17 protein-coding genes are annotated in these 17,658 nt (G+C 70.9%); 12 read left to right on the top strand and 5 right to left on the bottom strand.

Features of this window, described 5'->3' with window-relative positions; translation table 11 throughout:
• Positions 1–21: 21 nt before the first annotated feature.
• Both AC3B5L_RS02590 and AC3B5L_RS02585 read left to right on the top strand, forming a co-directional pair.
• A complete protein-coding gene (locus AC3B5L_RS02590) occupies positions 22–2,019 on the top strand; it encodes a glycosyltransferase (RefSeq protein ID WP_259953556.1) in 1,998 nt (665 codons plus the stop codon).
• 43 nt (positions 2,020–2,062) lie between these two features.
• Positions 2,063–3,403 (top strand): phenylacetate--CoA ligase family protein, encoded by a 1,341-nt coding sequence (locus tag AC3B5L_RS02585; RefSeq protein ID WP_268777664.1) that lies wholly within the window; start codon positions 2,063–2,065, stop codon positions 3,401–3,403.
• 9 nt (positions 3,404–3,412) lie between these two features.
• Here AC3B5L_RS02585 and AC3B5L_RS02580 read toward each other — a convergent pair whose 3' ends face one another.
• Positions 3,413–4,432, bottom strand: coding sequence for a glycosyltransferase family 4 protein (locus tag AC3B5L_RS02580; RefSeq protein ID WP_259953553.1), 1,020 nt, complete (start codon positions 4,430–4,432; stop codon positions 3,413–3,415).
• Between the two features lie 152 nt (positions 4,433–4,584).
• Between AC3B5L_RS02580 and rfbA the strand changes: the two genes are divergently transcribed.
• Genes rfbA through AC3B5L_RS02565 form a run of 3 tightly spaced genes read left to right on the top strand, consistent with a single transcriptional unit; the run spans position 4,585 to position 7,870 of the window.
• Positions 4,585–5,457 (top strand): glucose-1-phosphate thymidylyltransferase RfbA, encoded by an 873-nt coding sequence (gene rfbA / locus AC3B5L_RS02575; protein ID WP_187663186.1) that lies wholly within the window; start codon positions 4,585–4,587, stop codon positions 5,455–5,457.
• Entirely contained in the window at positions 5,454–6,452 is a 999-nt protein-coding gene (gene rfbB / locus AC3B5L_RS02570) for a dTDP-glucose 4,6-dehydratase (protein ID WP_187663185.1), read from the top strand. Before rfbA ends, rfbB begins: the two co-directional genes overlap by 4 nt.
• Complete coding sequence (locus AC3B5L_RS02565) at positions 6,452–7,870, top strand: bifunctional dTDP-4-dehydrorhamnose 3,5-epimerase family protein/NAD(P)-dependent oxidoreductase (RefSeq protein ID WP_259953547.1); 1,419 nt, start codon at positions 6,452–6,454, stop codon at positions 7,868–7,870. The genes rfbB and AC3B5L_RS02565 overlap by 1 nt, the downstream gene beginning before the upstream one ends.
• On the opposite strand, the gene AC3B5L_RS02560 is transcribed toward AC3B5L_RS02565, so the two are convergent.
• Positions 7,867–9,045, bottom strand: coding sequence for a glycosyltransferase (locus AC3B5L_RS02560; protein ID WP_232089168.1), 1,179 nt, complete (start codon positions 9,043–9,045; stop codon positions 7,867–7,869). The genes AC3B5L_RS02565 and AC3B5L_RS02560 overlap by 4 nt on opposite strands.
• Positions 9,046–9,211: 166 nt before the next feature.
• On the opposite strand from AC3B5L_RS02560, the gene AC3B5L_RS02555 reads away from it, so the two are divergent.
• Complete coding sequence (locus AC3B5L_RS02555) at positions 9,212–9,667, top strand: FAD synthase family protein (RefSeq protein ID WP_187663183.1); 456 nt, start codon at positions 9,212–9,214, stop codon at positions 9,665–9,667.
• A gap of 12 nt (positions 9,668–9,679) precedes the next feature.
• Here AC3B5L_RS02555 and AC3B5L_RS02550 read toward each other — a convergent pair whose 3' ends face one another.
• The gene (locus tag AC3B5L_RS02550) at positions 9,680–10,072 is read right to left on the bottom strand and encodes an SIP domain-containing protein (RefSeq protein WP_187663182.1); all 393 of its coding nucleotides are present in this window, start codon (positions 10,070–10,072) and stop codon (positions 9,680–9,682) included.
• 107 nt (positions 10,073–10,179) lie between these two features.
• On the opposite strand from AC3B5L_RS02550, the gene AC3B5L_RS02545 reads away from it, so the two are divergent.
• The 5 genes from AC3B5L_RS02545 to AC3B5L_RS02525 all read left to right on the top strand — a co-directional run bounded on the left by AC3B5L_RS02545 (position 10,180) and on the right by AC3B5L_RS02525 (position 14,660).
• Positions 10,180–10,680: a type 2 periplasmic-binding domain-containing protein gene (locus tag AC3B5L_RS02545; protein ID WP_259953546.1), complete on the top strand. Its 501-nt coding sequence runs from the start codon at positions 10,180–10,182 to the stop codon at positions 10,678–10,680.
• Complete coding sequence (locus AC3B5L_RS02540) at positions 10,677–11,654, top strand: cation efflux transmembrane domain-containing protein (RefSeq protein WP_187663181.1); 978 nt, start codon at positions 10,677–10,679, stop codon at positions 11,652–11,654. Before AC3B5L_RS02545 ends, AC3B5L_RS02540 begins: the two co-directional genes overlap by 4 nt.
• Positions 11,651–12,556: an alpha/beta fold hydrolase gene (locus AC3B5L_RS02535; protein WP_187663180.1), complete on the top strand. Its 906-nt coding sequence runs from the start codon at positions 11,651–11,653 to the stop codon at positions 12,554–12,556. Before AC3B5L_RS02540 ends, AC3B5L_RS02535 begins: the two co-directional genes overlap by 4 nt.
• A gap of 9 nt (positions 12,557–12,565) precedes the next feature.
• Positions 12,566–12,829 carry a glutaredoxin family protein gene (locus AC3B5L_RS02530; protein WP_071327714.1) on the top strand — a complete coding sequence of 88 codons (264 nt, stop codon included), beginning with the start codon at positions 12,566–12,568 and terminating at the stop codon, positions 12,827–12,829.
• Between the two features lie 67 nt (positions 12,830–12,896).
• The gene (locus AC3B5L_RS02525; RefSeq protein ID WP_268777665.1) at positions 12,897–14,660 is read left to right on the top strand and encodes an aldehyde dehydrogenase family protein; all 1,764 of its coding nucleotides are present in this window, start codon (positions 12,897–12,899) and stop codon (positions 14,658–14,660) included.
• Positions 14,661–14,669: 9 nt separating this feature from the next.
• Here the strand turns inward: AC3B5L_RS02525 and pip are convergent, their stop codons facing one another.
• Positions 14,670–15,641, bottom strand: a complete 972-nt coding sequence (gene pip, locus AC3B5L_RS02520) for a prolyl aminopeptidase (RefSeq protein WP_370428943.1) — start codon at positions 15,639–15,641, stop codon at positions 14,670–14,672.
• A gap of 70 nt (positions 15,642–15,711) precedes the next feature.
• Positions 15,712–16,593: a KPN_02809 family neutral zinc metallopeptidase gene (gene ypfJ / locus AC3B5L_RS02515; RefSeq protein WP_268777667.1), complete on the bottom strand. Its 882-nt coding sequence runs from the start codon at positions 16,591–16,593 to the stop codon at positions 15,712–15,714.
• Positions 16,594–16,644: 51 nt separating this feature from the next.
• On the opposite strand from ypfJ, the gene AC3B5L_RS02510 reads away from it, so the two are divergent.
• Entirely contained in the window at positions 16,645–17,634 is a 990-nt protein-coding gene (locus AC3B5L_RS02510; RefSeq protein ID WP_187663176.1) for a malate dehydrogenase, read from the top strand.
• Positions 17,635–17,658: the final 24 nt, after the last annotated feature.

Genomic DNA, 17,658 nt, shown 5'->3' with positions numbered 1-17,658 from the left:
ACTGCCATGGGGATGAGGCGGATGACGAGGGGACCGGGGACGGGCGACGCGATCGCCGTGACGATCGGCGTACCCACCTACCGACGGCCGGAGCTGCTGGCGGCGCTGCTGCGCGCACTCCCTGACCGGATCGCGGAGTGTGCGGACCTCGGCGTGGACGTGGAGGTGCTGGTCGTCGACAACGACGCCGCGGGCTCCGCGCGCGAGGTGGCCGCGAACGCCGCCCTGCCCGTCCGGTACGTCGTCGAGCCGACGCCGGGCATCGTGGCCGCGCGGAACCGGCTGCTGGACGAGTGCGCCGACCGCGACCTGCTCGCCTTCATCGACGACGACGAGGTCCCCCGTGCCGGCTGGCTCTCGGCGCTGATCACCACCTGGCGCGCGTTCGACGCGGATGCCGTCATGGGCCGCGTCATCTCCGTGTTCGACGACGACGTCGATCCCTGGCTGCTCGCATCCGGCACGTTCCGTCGTCCGCCCCGCCCGACCGGGACCGTGCTCTCGGTCGCCGCGGCGGGGAACCTGCTGCTCGACCTCCGAGCGGTGCGCCGCTTCGGCGTGCGCTTCGACCCGTCCCTCGGGCTCGGCGGCGGCGAGGACACGCTCTTCACCCGCGAACTCGTCGGCCGAGGCGGCCGCATCGTCTGGTGCAACGAGTCCGAGACCGAGGACCTCGTCGTCGCCGCGCGCCTCAGCCGCGCGTGGGCGGCGCAGCGGGCGTTCAGCTCGGCCAATGCCGGTACCCGCATCGACCTGCAGCTCACCCGAGGGAGGCTGCGCCGCGGTCTGCTCCGGGTGCGCTCCCTGATCGGTGGGATCGCCCGGATCGTCGTCGGTGCAGCACGTCGAGCCTTCGGCGCCGCGACCTCGAACATCGCCCATCACGCCCGCGGCACCCGCCTGATCCACCGCGGTCGCGGCACCATCGCCGCCGCTCTCGGCCGCCGCTACGACGAATACCGTCGCCCCTCGGAGGACAACACGATGACCGAATCCGCGTCGAGCATCCGCGTGATGCAGTCCCTCGGCGCCCCGCGCCCCACGACGAATCCGTACAACAAGATGCTCGACGAGGCCCTGGGGACGACGGAGGGCCTGGAGCATCTCCGGTTCTCGTGGAAGACCGCCCTCTTCGGCCGCTACGACGCCTTCCACTGGCACTGGCCCGAGGCCAAGCTCCACGGATCGACCTGGTGGAAGTCCACCGGCAAGTTCCTCCTCACGGCGGCCCTCGTCGCCAGGCACCGCCTGTCTCGACGTATCGCCGTGGTGCGGACGGTCCACAACATCGAGCTTCCCGATGACAACGCGCCACGCTTGTGGCTGCTGCGGTCCATCGATCGGCACACCGACTATCGGATCGTCATCAACGAGACGACGCCGCTCCCTCCGGGCACGCCGCACAGCCTCATCCTGCACGGTCACTACCGCGACTGGTACGCCGCGTTCCCCTCCGCCGAGCGTGTGCCCGGTCGGCTGGGATCGTTCGGCGGGGTGCGTCGTTACAAAGGGCTCGAAGGGTTCATCGACGCCTATGCGGAGGCGGTGACGATCGAGCCGACGTTGAGCCTGAAGATCGGCGGTCGCCCCTCCACCCCCGAGCTCGGCGACGACCTCCGTGAACGGACGTCCGGTCTCCCCGCCGTCGAACTGCACCTCGACTTCCTGAGCGATGCCGAGCTCGTCCAGCTCGCCACCTCCTCCGAGCTGATCGTTCTGGCCTACCGCTTCATGCACAACTCGGGCAGCGTCCTCGCCGCCCTGTCCATGGCACGGCCCGTGCTGGTGCCGCGGAACGAGGCGAATGAGGCGCTGGCGCGCGAAGTGGGCGCCGAGTGGGTGCTCCTGTACGACGGCGACCTCGACGCCGCAGCGGTGGTCGAGGCCTGGCGGGCGGCATCGACGCTGACCGGGGCACCCGACCTCTCCCGCCGCGAATGGGCGGACGCCGGCCGTGCCCACCGGGACGCCTTCCGCGAGGGCGTCGCACACAAGCGTCGGCGCCGCCACCGCTTCTGACCCACCCTCCCACCCGCCCGCTCAATGACGAGAGGCTCCATCCATGTCCGCATCACTGAAGGGCGCGTTCTTCCGCGCCAAGGCCGCGACCGTACGGGCGAGAGCGGGAGCCTTCCACCGTGAACTCCTCTCGAACGAGCGCTTGGCCCCGGCCGAGTTCGCCGGTATGCAGAACAGGCTCGCTCGGGACATCGCGGCGTTCGCCATGGACTCCTCCGCGTTCTACGGCGCCCGCTACCGGGAGCTCGGCGTCCGCCCGGATTCCCTGACCGATCCGGAAGCCTGGGCGTCGTTGCCGATCCTCGACCGGGCGACCGTCAAGCAGCACGCGGCGGAGATGCGCACGCCCGAGGCGACGGAAGCCAGTGCGCGACCTGCTCTGACGGGCGGCAGCACGGGAGAGCCCCTCGCCACCCTCCACGACGCCAGGGTGCCGGCGCTGGCCCTGAGCTGGAGGATGTACTCCTGGTGGGGGATCGAGCCGTACGACGACCTCGCCCGGGTCGGTCGCTGGAACTTCGGGCGGCTGGCGACCATCAAGAACGACCTCGCCTGGTGGCCCACCACTCAGGTCTACCTCGACGCCGGTCTGATCTCGGAGCAGACGATGGAAGCGTTCCATCGACGACTCACCGCGACGCGACCGCGCCTGATCGAGGGGTACGTCGGAGCGATGCTGGAGTTCGCCGATTTCCTGGAGCGCCGGAAGCTGAGCGTCCCCATCCCGAAGGCGATCGCGACGACGGCGGCGCCGCTCACGGCCTCCGTCCGCGCACGGCTCGAGTCGGTCTTCGGCGCTCCCGTCCACGACGAGTATCGCGGTTCCGAATTCGGATGGATCGCCGGGGAATGCGCTCATCGCGACGGTCTCCACGTCTTCGCCGACGTCCGCCGGGTGGAGGTGGTGGACGAGGACGGGGCCCCCGCAGCCCCCGGCCAGCTGGGTGACCTCGTCATCACGGATCTGCGCAACAGGGTCTTCCCGCTGATCCGGTATCGCACCGGCGACAAGGGCATCCTGCGATCGGAACCCTGCCGCTGCGGCAGTGCCCTCCCGCTCATGGAGCAGCCTCAGGGGCGGACGACGGACATGATCCGTCTCCCCAGCGGTACCGTGCTCGCGCACCGCCTCATGGGGATGTTCGCCGCACACCCGGAAGCCGTGCGTCTCTTCCAGATCCACCAGCTCGCCGATCACTCGATCACCATCCGCGTCGTGGAGGGTGACGGCGCGGAGGCGCGGAGTCAGATCGAGAGCGCGGTCGCCGCACTGCAGGAGCGGATCGCGAACGAGGTGCCGGTGCGCACCGACTTCGTCGACTCCCTGCCCTACACGGGCGGCAAGACGAAGTACATCATCAGCGACGTGCCCCCTTCGGTCTGAGCGTCGACGTCAGCCGTCCGCTCGGAGACCGCGGACGAGGGCGTCGACCATCGTCGCGGTCGTGAAGCGGCGCTCGACCTCGATCCGGCCCTGCCGACCCAGCTCGGCGGCGCGGTCGGGATCGTCCAGCATTCCGAGCAGCGCTTCCGCCAGCACCTCCGGCTCCTCCGGCGGGACGAGGACACCGGTGCGGGCGCTGACGTAATCGCGCATGCCAGGGGTGTCCGAGACCACCACGGGGCGGGCCGTGGCCAGAGCCTCCAGCGCCACCGTCATCCCTGACGCGTGCAGGTTGGGGCGGGTCGCGGTCACCACGACGCTCGCCGTCGCGTACAAATCGCGGAGCTCCGTGTGCGGCAGCCGACGCACGAGCCGGACGCCCTCCGGAGGCGGCAGCGCGGAGGGCGACTGCACGACGACATCGACTCCCGGGCGCGCAGCGAGGACCAGGGCGAGCGCGGCGTACAGCGTCGCGGGATCCCGGTCGCGATCGTTGCCGGCGCTGACGATCCGGGGTCGGGCGGCGGGTGGCTGCGCGCCGAAGAACTCGTGGTCGATCCCGAACGGCACGACGAAGATGCGGGGCGCGTCGGCCCCGAGGAGCCGTTGCAGGGGCACGACCTGTGCCTCGCTCAGCACCCAGAGCGCCGTGGCCGCCCGCAGCATCGCCACCAGTCGACCGGGTGCAGCGCCGGCCGCCGCCATGTCGGTGAGCCAGATGACGCCGGCGGCGTACCGCGTCCGCGGCCGCAGGATCTGCAGACGATAGGCAGTGTTCTCGTCCCACGCGATGGCGAACCCGGCACGGGGCCGCGGGCCGACGCCGGCGCGTGCGCGGAGCCGTGCGATCCGGCCGGGGTCGGGGAGCTCATCCACCTCCACGACGGCGTGGTCGCGAAGAGCGTCCAGCCCGTAGGGCCAGACGCTCGGAACCTCTCCCCTGGCGTGTGCGCGCGCCCAGGCGGATGCCGACTGCTCGGCACGGTGCGCCCAGGTGACGGACAGCGCCGGGCTGTCCTCGGATCCCACGAGGCCCACTATGGACCTCGGCCCGGGCGGTGTAAAGGGCGAGTTCTCCGCTAGAGTCGAGCGTACGACTGTGGGGGTCGTCGGACGGCAGGGGATGGCCGTCCTCTCAGTGACGCCGCCACGAGCATCGATGTTTCACGAGGGGGACATATATGAAGGGCATCATTCTGGCGGGCGGCTCGGGCACGCGGCTGCACCCCATCACGCTGGGGGTCTCGAAGCAGCTGATCCCGGTCTACGACAAGCCGATGGTGTACTACCCGCTGTCGACCCTGATGCTCGCCGGGATCCGGGAGATCCTCATCATCACGACGCCGCACGACGCCGCGCACTTCGAGCGGCTGCTGGGAGACGGCTCCCAGTTCGGCGTCTCCCTGTCCTTCGCGCAGCAGGAGTCGCCGGACGGCCTCGCCCAGGCGTTCACCATCGGCGCGGACTTCATCGGCGACGACAGCGTCGCGCTGGTCCTCGGCGACAATCTGCTCTACGGGCCGGGCCTCGGCACGCAGCTCAAGCGCTTCGCGGACATCGACGGTGGCGCGGTCTTCGCGTACTGGGTGGCGGAGCCGGAAGCCTACGGAGTCGTGGCGTTCGACGCCGACGGCCAGGCCGTCTCCCTGGAGGAGAAGCCCGCCGCCCCGCAGAGCAACTACGCGGTGCCCGGCCTGTACTTCTACGACAACGACGTCATCGAGATCGCTCGCAACCTGGCGCCCAGCGCTCGCGGGGAGTACGAGATCACGGACGTGAACCGGGCCTACCTCGAACGGGGCAAGCTCCAGGTCGAGGTCCTCCCCCGCGGGACAGCGTGGCTGGACACCGGGACCTTCGACCAGATGACCGACGCCGCCGACTACGTGCGCACGATGGAGCGCCGCACGGGGATGAAGATCGGCGTGCCGGAGGAGGTCGCCTGGCGTCAGGGCTTCCTCGACGACGAGGCGCTTCGGACGCGCGCGGAAGCCCTCGTGAAGTCGGGCTACGGAACCTACCTGCTCGGACTGCTCGAAAGGGGCGCTCGATGACCCGCCTGCTCGTGACCGGCGGCGCCGGCTTCATCGGATCGAACTTCGTGCACCACGTGGTCGCGCACACGGACGCGCACGTGACCGTGCTGGACAAGCTCACCTACGCCGGCAACCGCGCCTCGCTCGCTGGTCTCCCCGCCGACCGGGTCGAACTCGTCGAGGGGGACATCGCCGACGCCGCGCTCGTCGACAGCCTGTTCGCCCGGACCGACGCGGTCGTCCACTATGCCGCCGAGTCCCACAACGACAACTCGCTGCACGACCCGCGGCCGTTCCTCGACACCAACATCATCGGCACGTACACGCTGCTGGAGGCCGCCCGTCGGCATGATCGCCGGTTCCACCACATCTCCACCGACGAGGTGTACGGAGACCTCGAGCTCGACGACCCGGCACGGTTCACGGAGCAGACGCCGTACAACCCCTCGTCGCCGTACTCGTCCACGAAGGCCGGCAGCGACCTGCTCGTGCGCGCCTGGGTGCGCTCGTTCGGCGTGCAGGCGACGATCTCCAACTGCTCGAACAACTACGGCCCGTACCAGCACGTGGAGAAGTTCATTCCGCGCCAGATCACGAACGTGCTGCGCGGGATCCGACCCAAGCTGTACGGCGCCGGACAGAACGTGCGCGACTGGATCCATGCCGACGACCACTCCTCGGCCGTCCTCACGATCCTGGAGAAGGGCGAGATCGGCCAGACGTACCTGATCGGCGCCGACGGCGAGAAGGACAACAAGTCCGTCGTCGAGCTGATCCTCACGCAGATGGGCCAGCCCGCCGACGCCTACGACCACGTCACGGACCGCGCCGGTCACGATCTGCGCTATGCCATCGACTCCACGAAGCTGCGCACCGAGCTCGGCTGGGCGCCGCGGTTCTCCGACTTCGAGTCGGGCCTCGCCTCCACCATCGAGTGGTACCGCGCGAACGAGGACTGGTGGGCGCCGGCCAAGGACGCCACGGAGTCGTTCTACGCCGCCCGGGGGCAGTGATGACCGCGTTCGGCAAGGCGCTCACGATCACCGAGACGCCGATCCCCGGCCTGCTCCTCGTCGACCTCCCGGTGCACGGTGATGCCCGCGGCTGGTTCAAGGAGAACTGGCAGCGCGAGAAGATGGTCGCCGCCGGCCTTCCGGACTTCGGTCCCGTGCAGAACAACATCTCGTTCAACGACGCGATCGGCACCACCCGCGGCATCCATGCCGAACCGTGGGACAAGTGGGTCTCCGTCGCCACCGGCCGGATCTTCGGCGCCTGGGTCGATCTGCGGGCGGGCGAGACCTTCGGGCGCGTCTTCACGGCGGAGATCGACCCGTCGCGCGCCATCCTCGTGCCTCGCGGCGTCGGCAATTCGTACCAGACGCTCGAAGCGGACACCGCCTACACCTACCTGGTGAACGACCACTGGTCGCCGGACGCGGCGTACTCCTTCCTCAATCTCGCCGACGAGACGGCGGCCATCGCGTGGCCGATCCCGCTCGACCAGGTCGAGATCTCCCCGAAGGACCGGGCGCATCCTCGACTGGCCGACGTGACCCCGATCGGCCCGCGGAAGACCCTCGTCGTCGGGGCGTCCGGTCAGCTCGGCCTGGCGTTGCGGGCGGCTCTCGGGGACGCGGAGCACGTCGAGTACACGACCAGGGAGACGCTCGACCTCCGCGACCCCGAGCTGGCCGTCGCACGGCGCTGGCGCGACTACGGGACGATCATCAACGCGGCCGCCTACACGGCCGTCGACCACGCCGAGACCGCGGAGGGGCGGGCCGAGGCCTGGGCGGCGAACGTCACGGGCGTGTCCGCGCTCGCCCGCATCGCGACCGAGAACGGCCTCACGCTCGTGCACGTGTCCAGCGACTACGTGTTCGACGGCACGAAGGACGGCCCCTACACCGAGACGGACGAGGTCCGGCCGCTCGGTGTCTACGGGCAGACGAAAGCGGCGGGGGACGCGATCGTCGCGACCGTGCCCCGTCACTACATCCTGCGGACCTCCTGGGTGATCGGCGACGGCCGCAACTTCGTGCGGACGATGGCCTCGCTGGCGGAGCGGGGCATCGCGCCGCGGGTCGTCGGCGACCAGATCGGGCGGCTCACCTTCACGGCGGACCTCGCCGCGGCCATCCGGCACCTGCTCGACGTCTCGGCGCCGTTCGGGCTCTACAACGTGACCGGGGGCGGCGAACCGCGCTCCTGGGCCGACATCGCGCGCGCGGTCTACCGGCTGACCGGGCACGACCCGGCCGCGGTCACCCCGGTGACGACGGAGGAGTACTTCGCCGACCAGGCCGGACCGATCGCGCCGCGTCCGCGCAACAGCGTCCTGGACCTCGCCCGGATCACGGCCACCGGCTGGACGCCGAGGGATGCGGATGCGTCCCTCGCGGACTACCTGTCCGCCGACGACGCCTAGAGCTCGCCCGGCTTCATCGCCTCCGCGTCGATGGCGCGGATGATGCGCAGGGTCGCGGTGTCCGGCTCCGGCTCACCCGCCGCCTCCCGCTCCTCCCGTCGCCGACGGGGCGCGTACACGACGAGCGAGTGGAAGAGGAAGCGGGCGAAGAACGCCACGACGAGCGAGAGCGCCGTGGCGAGCACGCTGGAGATGTGCCACGTCTCGACCATGAGCGCCATCACCGGGATGCGCAGGGCCGCCTCGACGTTGTTGAACGTGAACGAGGCCGCGAAGCGTGCCGCGGCGCTGCGGGCGTCGGTGCGCATGTCCGCGAAGACGAACCGCTCCTGCAGCAGGAAGTTGCCCACGATCGTGACCTCGGCGCCGATGATCGCCGCCCACACGTAGGGCACGCCCGCGGCGGTCAGCGCCCACATGATCGCGAGGTTCGCGATGGCGCCGAGGACGCCGATCGCGGCGAACAGGGACATCTTTCCGAAGCGCAGCCGTGCCAGGTGGGCGATGAACGTGGCCCCCTGCCGGAGGCTCGCCTTCGAGGTGCCGTGGCGGCGTTCGCCGAACTCCATCGGGACCTCCGCGATCCGCAGATCGGTGCGGGCGAGGATCTCCAGGAGGATCTTGAAGCCCTGCGGCCGCAGGGCAGCGAGATCGAGTCGCCGCCGGTCGACGAGGAAGAACCCGGTCATCGGATCGGTGCTCCGGGCGAGCCGCCGCGGGAACATCGCGCGGGTCAGCCAGGTGGCGGCGCGGGAGACGCCGAAGCGCACGGCCGTCCCGAGGCCGCTGGTGTCTCCGCCGCCGATGTAGCGGGAGGCGGCGACGACGTCCGCGTCGCCGTCCGCGTACCGGTCCAGCAGGGTCGGCAGGAGCTCCGGCGGATGCTGGAGGTCGCCGTCCATCACGATGCAGACGTCGCCGTTCGCGGCCCCCAGGCCGACGACGACCGCCCCGCCGAGGCCCCCGACGTTGTCCGCGCGATGGAGCACCCGGACCGCGATCGGGGCGTCGGCCGCGAGGCGCTCCACCTCGGCCGCGGTGTCATCGGTGCTGTCGTCGATGAAGAGGATCTCGGCGTCCCGTCCCGCCAATGCCGCCGCCGTCCGCTCCACGAGTTCGGCGACGTTGTCGCGCTCGTTGTACGTCGGCACGATGACCGTGACCCCTGCCCCCAACGTGGTCCCCTTCGTTCCGCAGCCCCATCGGCTCCGGCATCCATCGTTCCATGGGTTCCTATGGGCCGCAGGACATGTTCCTGCTAAAGTGTCGTCTGCGGCTGTGGGAGTCGCGACGAACGGGTGGGGATCCGTTCGACTGGGGAATGATCGATCTGGGGAGATCATGGGGACGCGTATCGGCTATGCCGTCGGAGCTTTCGACCTGTTTCACGTCGGGCACCTCAATCTGCTGCGGCACGCCAAACAGCACTGCGACATCCTGATCGCCGGGGTGGTGAGCGACGAGATGCTGCGTCAGGTCAAGGGGATCGAGCCGGTCATCCCGACCGCCGAGCGTGCCGAGATCGTGCGGCACATCTCCTTCGTCGACGACGTCTACGTCGAGACGACGCCGTCGAAGATGGACTCCTGGCGCGACGTGCGCTTCACGCACTTCTTCAAGGGCGACGACTGGCGCGGCACCGAGAAGGGCCTGCGGCTGGAGAGCGAGTTCGCGGAGGTGGGCGTCGAGGTCGTCTACTTCCCGTACACCGCGCACACGTCGAGCTCGGCGCTCCGCCGCGCGCTCGACGCGATCACCGCGAACGCCACGGCGTCGGTGGTCGGCGCGACCCGCTGAAGCCGGCGTCGGTCAGTTCGCGACGCCGAGGAGGCTGCGCGCCATCCGCGCCACGTGCGGCGGGGTGTGCGGGCCGAGCCACACCGTCCAGTGCTCCGGGGGCTCACTGCACGTCCACTCCAGGCACCACGCGTAGACGGCGTTCGCGAGACGCTCGCCGCGGGCATGGGCGCGCGGCCCCTCGGCGCGCAGGAGCCAGCGGACCGAGACCCCCTGGGGGACGTCGATGTGCCGGAACTGGATACGGGCCGCCGCCTCGATGAGGATGACGCCGTGCGCATCCCACGGGAGCCGGGACGCGACGCGGGCGATGGCTCCGACATCGGCGGCGTCCCCGGCGATGAGGACGGCTCCCTCCATCGCTTCCCAGTCCGGATCCTCGAGGTGCTCGCACGCGATGCTCATGCCTCCACTATAGGTAAGGCTACCCTTACCATCAAGAGCCGTTAGTCCTCCGCGACGGCGCTCGTCAACACCTTTACCCGGACGGCGCCACGCGTCATCCTGAGTCCGTGAGCAGTGAGAGGATTCGACGCACGCCCGCCGGACGCCGCATGGTCGGCGCCCTGGTCGGCCTGATCGTGGCCGCAGCCCTGAGCGGGTGCGGAGCGACGGTCCCCGCAGACCCGGACGGCACCCTGGACCGAGTCACGGGCGGAGAGCTGCGGGTCGGCACCTCGCCCGACCCCGGCCTGGTCGAGACAGACGGCGGCCGGCCCCACGGGCCGGTCGTCGCCCTCGTCGACGGCTTCGCCGCGAGCCTGGACGCCCACGTCACCTGGACGGTCGCGACCGAGGAGAGCCTGGTGGGCATGCTGGAGACCGGCGACCTCGATCTCGTCGCCGGCGGCCTGACCCCGGACACCCCGTGGATCGACAAGGCGGGCGTGACCCGCGGCTATCCCGGGATCGAGGGCGCGGGCGGTCGGGAGCTCGTGATGCTCGTCCCCCTGGGCGAGAACGCATTCCTCTCGGCCCTCGAGACGTACCTCGACGGTGAGGTCGACCGATGACCGAGACGAAGCGGTTCGGGCGTACCGAGCTCCCCGACGAACAGCAGCAGGCGACCCGGAAAGCCGTGCGCTGGGAGATCCTCACGATCGTCTACACCTCGATCACGATCACCGTGATCGCGCTCGTCGTGGGCGAGTCCCAGGCGATGCGCACCGCGTGGATCGAGGACATGCTGTCCCTGATCCCGCAGTTCGCGTTCCTTCTCGCCCTGGTGTTCGTGCGGCGCCGCCCCACCCGGAAGCACCCCTACGGCCTGCACCGCGTGATGGGCGTCGGGCACCTCGTCGCCGGTGTCGCGCTCCTCGCGGTCGGCCTCAACCTCGCCGTCGAGGCCGTCGCCGGACTCCTCCGGGGGGAGCACCCGACCATCGGCACGGTGCAGCTGTTCGGGCAGACGATCTGGCTCGGTTGGCTCATGGTCGCCGTCATGGCCGTCGTGATCGTCGGACCGGTGTTCTTCTACGGTCCGGCCAAGGCCAAGCTCGCTCCCGTCCTGCACAACAAGCTGCTCTACGCCGACGCCGACATGGCGAAGGCGGACTGGCAGACGACGGTCGCCTCGATCGTCGGCGTGCTCGGTGTGGGCGCGGGAATCTGGTGGCTCGACGGCGCCGCGGCGCTCTTCATCTCGCTCGGCATCATCTGGGACGGCTTCCGCAACACGAAGACGGCGATCGTCGATCTCATGGATCAGCGGGCCCGCACGTTCGACAGCGCGGAGCCGCATCCGCTGGCCCGCGATGTCGTCTCCTACCTGCGCAGCCGCCCCTGGGTGGATCAGGCTGCCGTGCGCATGCGGGATCAGGGCCAGGTGTTCCACATCGAGGCGTTCGTGGTGCCGCATCACCGGGCCGTCCGCACGGCCGACCTGACCGCCGCGTCCGAGGGCATCGCCGACCTGGACTGGAAGGTGCAGGACGTCGTGATCATCCCGGTCGAGGAGCTGCCGGCCGAAGCGGACCCCGGGCGATGAGCGCCGCCGACGAGGCGCTGTTCCCCGGCTTCACGACCACTCGGATCCCGACCTCCGAGGCGGACATCCTCGTCCGTCACGGTGGCTCGGGACCGCCCGTGGTGCTCCTGCACGGTCACCCCCGTACCTCGGCGACGTGGCATCGGGTGGCTCCCCTGCTCGTCGAGCGCGGCTTCACCGTGATCTGCCCCGACCTGCGCGGCTATGGACGCTCCCGCGGCCCGGCGCCCACCTCCGATCACTCGGCCCATTCCAAGCGTGCCGTCGCCCGAGACATCCGCGCCGTCGCCGAGAGACTCGGTCACGAGCGCTTCCGCCTTGTCGGGCACGACCGAGGCAGCTACGTCGCGCTCCGGCTCGCCCTCGATCACCCGGAGACCGTGGAACAGGTCGCGCTGCTGGACTGCCTGCCGATCTCGGAGCACCTTCGCCGCTGCGACGCGACCTTCGCCGTGCATTGGTGGCACTGGTTCTTCTTCGCCCAGCCGGACATCCCGGAGCGCGTCATCGGCGCGGACCCGGAGGCCTGGTACGCCCCCAAGGCCGACCCGGCGACGATGGGCGCGGCGAACCATGCCGAGTTCCTGCACGCGGTGCGGCAGCCGTCGGTCATCCGGGCGATGCTCGAGGACTACCGCGCCGGTCTCACGATCGACCGCGCACACGAGGAGGCGGATCGCGCCGCCGGGCGCCGACTCGCGATGCCCGCGCTCGTGCTCTGGTCGGAACGCGACGATCTCGAAGAGCTCTACGGCGACCCTCTCCGCATCTGGCGGGACTGGGCCGACGATGTCCGCGGCCACGGCATCGACAGCGGGCACCACATGGCGGAGGAGGCGCCAGAACCTCTCGCCGCCGCACTGGCGGGCTTCTTCGGAGCCGCCCCTCCCCCACGGACGTAGGCTGGAGGCATGACCAACCCCGCCTCCGACACCATCACGATGTTCGGCGCCGACTGGTGCCGCGACTGCATCCGCACGAAGAAGCAGCTCGACGAGCTCGGCGTCGCGTACACCTACGTCGACCTGGTCGCCGACCCCGACGCCGCCGACATCGCGAAGGACATCTCCGGCCGCACGAACATCCCCGTCGTCGTCTACCCCGACGCCTCGCACCACGTCGAGCCGTCGAACGCCGACGTGGAGTCGAAGCTGCGCGAGCTCTCGCTCATCTGATCGTCTCGCCACTCGGCGGATCTCCGCGCGGACGCCTAAGCTGAAAGCCCGTTCGAAGGAGACGCCGATGACTTCTGCGCCCACGACAGCGCCTGCCGTTCCCGCTCTCGGGGAAGGCGAGGCGGAGCGGCTCGACGCCGCCGTCGCCGACCTGCAGACCGGGACGTCGGTGTGGACCGCGCTCACCGTGGCGCAGCGCGCGACGCTGCTCCGGCAGGTCCGCACGAGCGTCGCCGCGACGGCCGACGACTGGGCGACGACCGCCGCCGCCTCCAAGGGCCTGGACGCGCGGCATCCGCTCCGCGGCGAGGAGTGGCTGAGCGGTCCGTACAGCGTCCTCGGGGCGCTCGACGCCTCGATCGCCACGCTGACCCGGATCGCGAACGGGGCCAATCCACTGGACGGCATCCGGGTCGACCGGGCGCCCGGTGGCCGGGCACGCGTGCATGCCTTCCCTCTCACCGGCATCGACCGGTTCCTGCTGTCCGGATTCACCGGCGAGGTCTGGCTCGAGCCGGGGACCACGCCGAACGCCGCCAGGGCGGGTGCGGGTCTGGCCCAGCGCACGCCGACGGTGTCCGGCGGCGTGGGCCTCGTGCTCGGCGCCGGGAACGTGACCTCCATCCCCGTGCTGGACGTGCTGTACGAACTGCTCGCCCACAACCGCACCGCCCTGCTGAAGGTGAACCCCACGCAGGACGCCCTGGTCCCCGTCTACAAGCGCGCGCTCGCCCCGCTCATCGAGCCCGGACTGCTGCGGATCGTGCGCGGGGGCCCGGCGGCCGGCGCGTATCTCACCCAGCACCCGGGCCTCGCGCACGTGCACATCACCGGCTCGGCGGCAACGTTCGACACCATCGTCTGGGGGCCGTCCTCCGGTGAGGGCGCGGCGGCGACGAAGCGCCGCCGCCGCGAGAACCGCCCGCTGCTGAAGAAGCCCATCACCGCCGAGCTCGGCGGGGTCTCCCCCATCATCGTCGTGCCCGGGAAGTGGACGGCCGCCGACCTCGCGTATCAGGCCGAGCACATCGCGACCATGCGGCTGCAGAACAGCGGCCACAACTGCATCGCGGGGCAGGTCGTCATCCTCTCCGCCGACTGGGACCAGGCCGACGACTTCCGCGCCGCGCTGCGCCACGCCTACGCTACCGCTCCGGAGCGCCCCATCTGGTACCCCGGCGCCCCCTCCCGCATGCAGGCCGCCACGGACGACTACCCGGACGCGCTCGTGCTCGGGGACCGGCTCCTCGTCGAGATCGACGGCGATGAGGACCCCGCCGCCCTGGAGAGCACGGAGTACTTCGCCCCGGTCCTCGGCGTGGTGAGCCTGCCGGGCACCGGCCAGGAGTTCCTCGACGCCGCGGTCGCGCACGCGAACGAGAAGCTGCAGGGCACGCTCGGCGCGAACCTGCTCATCGACCCGGCCACCGAGAAGGCGCTCGGCAGCGGGTTCGAGCGGGCGCTCACCGCCCTGCACTACGGCTCGATCGCGATCAACGGGTGGACCGCCTTCGGGTTCATCACCCCGACCCTCACCTGGGGCGCTTTCCCCGGCGGCACGATCGACGACGTCGGCAGCGGCATCGGCGTCGTCCACAATGCCCTGCTGCTGGATCGGGTGGAGCGCTCCGTGCTGCGCGGCCCCTTCCGACCGTTCCCGCGCTCGCTGCCCGTGGCCAACGGCGGCGGACGCCTGACCATCCTCCCGAAGCCGCCGTGGTTCGTCTCCTCCCGCACCGGCGCGGCCGTGAGCGAGGGTCTCACCCGCCATCGCGCGGACGGCGGCGCCGTCGGCCTCGTGAAGACCCTGATGCGCGCGCTCCGCGCCTGAGGGGACGCGTCAGGCCTCGGGCCGGAACCGATCGGTCGCGGCGCGGAGAGCCGCGCGGATGCCGGGTTCGGCGGCGGAATGGCCCGCGTCGTCGACCACCTGGAAGTCGGCTTCCGGCCAAGCCCGGTGCAGGTCCCACGCCGTCATCATCGGCGTGACCACGTCGTGGCGGCCCTGCACGATCACGGTCGGGATGTGCCGGATGGCGTCGATCCCGGCGAGCAGCTGTCCCTCGGCCCACCAGCCGCGGTGCACGAAGAAGTGGTTCTCGATGCGCGCGAAGGCGACGGCCCGGCGGGGATCGGCCATCGCCGCGATCTGCTCCGGGTCGGGGCGCAGGGTGACGGTCGCCGCCTCCCAGGCCGCCCACGCGAGGGCCGCCGGTTCGTGGACCGCCGAGTCCGGATCGAACAGCCGCCGGTGATACGCCTCGATCATCCGCGAGCGCTCCAGGACCGGGATCGGCGCGATGAAGTCCTCCCACAGGTCGGGGAACAGCGCCGCCGCCCCGCCCTCGTAGAACCATTCGAGCTCGGCGCGACGCAGGGTGAAGATGCCGCGCAGGATCAGCTCGGAGACGACATCCGGGTGGGCCTGAGCGTAAGCCAGCGCGAGGGCGCTCCCCCAGGACCCGCCGAACACCTGCCAGCTCTCGATGCCGAGGTTCTTGCGCAGGAGCTCGAGGTCGGCGATGAGGTGCGCGGTGGTGATGTGCCGGAGATCGGCATCGGGCTCCGCGGCGGACGGCGTGCTCCGACCGCATCCGCGCTGATCGAGGAGGACGATCCGGTAGGCCTCGGGGTCGAAGAACTGCCGCTGCCACGGCGACGTCCCGCTGCCCGGACCTCCGTGGAGGAAGACCACGGGCTTGCCCTCGGGGTTGCCGCTGATCTCCCAGGCCACGCGGTGCCCGTCGCCGACGAGCAGCACCCCGGTCTCGTACGGCTCGATGGGCGGATAGAGCCCTTCGGTGTTCGTCATGTTCGGTCCCCCAACCGGTCGTGCGGTCCTGCCGAGTCCACGTTATCTGACAACGGCGGGATCACCGGGCCTACGGGTCGAGCTGATCGGCGGGAAGGGTGAACACCTGCCCGCACGCGTCGAGCCCGTTCTGGTATCCCTCCGCGAACCAGCGCTGACGCTGCGCGCTGGAGCCGTGCGTCCAGCTCTCCGGATTGACCATGCCGGCCTGCTCCTGGATGTGGTCGTCTCCGACCGCGGCCGCCGCGTTCAGGGCGTCCTCGATCTGCGTCTCCGTCGGCTTCTCCAGGTAGGGATCGCCGTCGGCGTCGGTCTGCTCGGTCATGCGGCCGAGCCAGCCGCCGGCGTAGCAGTCGGCCTGCAGCTCCATGCGCACGCCGTTGCTGCCGGGACCGGTGCCGTTGTTCGGGTACTGGTCCATCGTCCCGGTGATGTTCTGGATGTGGTGCCCCCACTCGTGCCCGATGATGTAGAGCTGCGCGAGGTTTCCGGCCGAGGCCCCGAACTGCTCCTGCATGAGCTGGAAGAAGGTGGGATCGATGTAGACGGTCTCCTCCGGCGGGCAGTAGAAAGGCCCCACGGCATTGGAGGCCGTTCCGCACTGCGTGGATGTCGCGCCGTCGACGACGATGTTCTGCGGAGCCCGGTAGCCCTCGACGTTGTCCCCCCAGAACGCGTCCAGTGCGAGCTGAGCGCCTGCGAGCCGGCACTCGGCGTTCGCGTTCGCGTCGGCACCGGTGTCGCAGTTCTCGATGGCCGAACCGCCGGCGGGCTCGCTGCCGCCCCCGGGCGCGCCACCGACCAGTCCGCTGAGGTCGATGCCCAGCAGGGGGCCGGCGATGAGGGCGAGGAGACCGAGCACGCCGATGCCGGTGCCGCCCGCGATCGCCGCCGTGCGTCCGCGGCGGCGCGTGGTGTTGCGGGAGAGGTCGGCGTCGGGATTGAACGTCATGCGTCGAGGGTACTCCGCGCGCCGACACCCTGACGGACGTAGGCTCGTGGCATGGCCACCACGATCACCATCACCGGCGCGGGCGGACAGATCGGCTACGCGCTCCTCTTCCGCATCGCCGCCGGCGACATGCTCGGTCCGGACGAGAAGGTGCGGCTGCGGCTGCTGGAGATCCCGCAGGGACTCGGCGCTGCGGAGGGCGCGGCGCTGGAGCTCCAGGACGGCGCTTTCGACCTGCTCGAGCACGTGGAGGTGACCGACGACGCAGCGGTCGGCTTCGACGGCTGCGACCTCGCGCTGCTCGTGGGCGCGCGCCCCCGCGGTCCGGGCATGGAACGCGGCGACCTGCTGGCCGCGAACGGCGGCATCTTCGGGCCCCAGGGCGCCGCCATCGCCGCGAACGCCGATCCCGGGGTCCGCGTGACCGTGGTGGGCAACCCCGCGAACACGAACGCCCTGATCGCCTCGGCGGCGGCCGACGGCGTGCCCGCCGACCGATTCACCGCACTCACGCGGCTGGACGAGAACCGGGCACGGGCCCAGCTCGCGCAGACGCTCGGCGCCCCCGTGCACACGGTGCGGCGGGTACCGATCTGGGGCAACCACTCGGCCACGCAGTTCCCCGACGTGTCGCACGCGACCGTCGGCGGGAAGCCCGTGCAGGACGCCCTGGAGCGGATCGTCGGCGACGTCCCGGCGTGGCTGGACCGGACGTTCATCCCCCGGGTCGCCAAGCGCGGCGCGGAGATCATCGAGGTCCGCGGGTCGTCCTCCGTCGCCTCCGCCGCGAGCGCGACGATCGACCATGTGCGCGACTGGGTCCGCGGGACCGAGGACTGGACCTCCGCCGCCGTCGTCTCGCGCGGAGAGTACGGCGTTCCGGAGGGGCTCGTCTCCTCGTTCCCCGTGCAGTCCGTCGACGGCGAGTGGCGCATCGTGGAGGGCCTGGAGATCGACGACTGGGCCCGCACGCGCATCGACGCCTCGGTCGCGGAGCTCGTGGAGGAGCGGGAGGCGGTCCGTGCCCTCGGACTGCTCTGATCCGGTGGCCGCGGGACGCCCCGG

It is taken from the genome of Microbacterium sp. C-MGS6, assembly GCF_058140415.1.
This window is presented reverse-complemented; position numbering and strand designations above follow the sequence as displayed.